Source organism: Binatus sp. (SeqCode) (genome assembly GCF_036522015.1).
Lineage (GTDB): Bacteria > Desulfobacterota > Binatia > Binatales > Binataceae > Binatus.
The window spans coordinates 1-2,596 of record NZ_DATDGQ010000087.1; the positions used below are offsets into that span (position 1 = coordinate 1).

A 2,596-nucleotide genomic window follows, 5' to 3' on the forward strand; every position below is an offset into this window, starting at 1 on the left:
GAGCAACGCGAGCGGGCGGGCCTCCGGACAGCTTCGCGCACGCGAAGCCGGTTCCGGTCTCTGAAAATCGCGAAGCGCTCCTTCTACTTATCCAGCGGGTGCTTGAACTTGCGGTCGGGATGACGAATCGTGAGCACCGGGCATGGCGCCTTCTGCACGACTCGCTCGGCAACGCTGCCCATCAGGACGTGCGCCAAACCGGTGCGGCCGTGAGTGCCGAGCACGATCAGGTCGGCGTTCTCGCTTTGCGCGGTGTGCAGAATTTCCAGGAACGGCGAACCGACTTTGAGCTGGACCTTGACCTTGAGACCGGCTTCGCGCAGCTTGCCCGCGATTTTGTCGAGCTCCTTCTGCGCCAGCATCCGCTGCTCTTCGGCAATCCGGCCCATTGCTCCAACGTCCATCGACGGCCCCAGCTCCGGCGTCATCATTACCGGCGCGAGCGGCTGATCGACGTGCAGCAGCACGATATCGGCCGAGAACTTGAGAGCAAGCTCCTGGGCGAAGCCTAGCGCGAGGTTCGAGTCTTCGGAGAAATCGGTGGCGGCGACAATTTTTGAAAAGGTTGGCACCCGGAAACCATAACGCCCGGACAGCAATCGTGGCAAGGGACGGTTGAGGCTGCGCGCGGACTCGACCGGCGCGGTGGCGCTGCATTACAATTGGCGCGAAATCGTGGGAAACTAGGACGTTATGGCAACTGGCCGCGGATTGATTGCAGACTTCGAGCGCGCCTTCGACGAGTTCTTCGACGAAATGTTGATCGACCGCTGGAAAGGCGCAACGGCCGCATTGGAGTTCGAACGAGCGCAGGTTATCGACCATCCCGATCGTTACGAAGTGCGGGTCGCCGCGGCCGGCGTCGATCCCGCGAAGATACAGGCTGAAGTAACGGGCCAGCGGCTGGCCGTTCGCGTACCGGACAAACTCGGCGGCATGCTCGATAGCTCATTTGCTTTCTCCGACTCGATCGACGGCGAAGCATCGACCGCGAAATGGTCCGAAGGCACGCTGGTGATTACTTTGCCGAAAAAGAAAGGCCGGCGAATCGCGCTCAAGGCCTTGTAGTCGTCGCGCCGCGAACGTCTAACCAATATGACCGACAAGGGCGACCTCATCGCTACCGACGCCAGCGCCGCGTTGATTCATGTACCGCCGGCCGCGGAGCTCGCCGCTTCCGAATTAAAAATAAGGATATTGCTCGACGCCGACGCACTGGAACGCGCCGCGGCGAGCGATGGCGACGCCGAGTTGTTCGGGCAAGGCCGCGCGCTCGACGCGATACGGCTCGCGATCGGAATCGACGCGCCGGGGTACAACGTCTTTGTGAGCGGCCTGCGCTCGCGGCATGAGCGGGAATCGGTCCTGCGCATCCTCAGCGAAAAAGCCGCGACGATGCCGACGCCGGGCGATTGGGTTTACGTAAACAATTTTCGCAATCCCGAATCTCCCGTGGCGATCTACCTGCGGCCGGGCCAGGGCGTCGAGTTGCGCGCCAAGATGACGGAGCTGGTCGCCTTCGTGCTCGAGCAATTGCCGAAAGCATTTCGGCGCGAGGATTTCGATCAGGAGCGCGCGGCGCTTCGCGACAAGTACAACAAGCGCGCTCAGGAACTGTTCGGCAACCTCGAGACCCGCGCGCGCGAGCGCGGCTTCGCGGTCCAGAGTGCGCCGACCGGGCAGGTGATTTTCATTCCGCTGATCGACGGCAAGATGCCCGAGTCGCCCGACGCGCTCAACAAGGCGATGGCAGCGAAGACTGACGCCGAGCGCGAGCAACTGGCGAAAGCGCAGGGCGAGCTGCAGGACGAACTGGCGACCCTGACCCTGCGGCAACAGGAAATGATGCGCGAGTTGATCGACGACATCCGTGCGATCGAGCGCGCATTCGCGGCGCGGATGATCACGCCGTCTGTCGAGGACTTAAAGCATCACTTTAACAATCCTGCGGTAGATAAATACCTCGATGAAGTTGCGGAACACATGCTCGGCAACCTCGATCGCTTTCGCGAGCAGCCGCCAGCCGAGCAGGGGCAGGGGCTGAGGCCGCCGACAATCGAGGACGGCGCGCGATGGTTCGATTACCAGGTCAACGTGATGGTCGACAACTCGGCGACGCGCGGAGCGCCAGTGGTGCTCGAGGACGCGCCGACCTATCGCAACCTGTTCGGCACGATCGAGCGGTGGATCGATCCGCTGGGGCGGTCGGGCACCAACTTCACGCGCATCATCGGCGGATCGTTTCTGAAATCGCACGGCGGTTTCCTGGTCTTCGATCTCGAGGACGCGGTGGTCGAGCCCGGCGTCTGGAAGACGCTCAAGCGCAGCCTCAAGTCAGGGCGCATGACGCTGGAGACTTTCGAGCCGCTGCCGTTTTTTTCGATGAGCGGGCTCAAACCCGAGCCGATCGAGATTCACAACAAGGTCGTGACGCTGGGCGGCGCGTACCTTTACAACATGCTCTATTTTTACGATCCGGATTTCCCGGAACTGTTCAAAGTGAAAGCCGAAATGCGGCCGTCGGTGGCGGCTGACGGTGCGGCCGCGGCCCACTATGCCGCGCGCGTCGGAGCGCTGGCGCGCCGGGAGAACCTGC

The 2,596-nt window shown here is 62.4% G+C and carries 3 protein-coding genes; 2 read left to right on the forward strand and 1 reads right to left on the reverse strand.

From position 1 onward, the window contains the following. Positions 1–83 precede the first annotated feature (83 nt). On the reverse strand, positions 84–572 hold the full coding sequence (locus VIW95_RS03650; RefSeq protein ID WP_331584056.1) for a universal stress protein: 489 nt from the start codon (positions 570–572) through the stop codon (positions 84–86). Positions 573–693: 121 nt separating this feature from the next. On the opposite strand from VIW95_RS03650, the gene VIW95_RS03655 reads away from it, so the two are divergent. Continuing rightward, positions 694–1,068, forward strand: coding sequence for an Hsp20/alpha crystallin family protein (locus VIW95_RS03655; protein WP_331584057.1), 375 nt, complete (start codon positions 694–696; stop codon positions 1,066–1,068). Positions 1,069–1,095: 27 nt separating this feature from the next. Next, a partial coding sequence (locus VIW95_RS03660) for an ATP-binding protein (protein WP_331584058.1) occupies positions 1,096–2,596 on the forward strand: 1,501 nt, incomplete at its 3' end.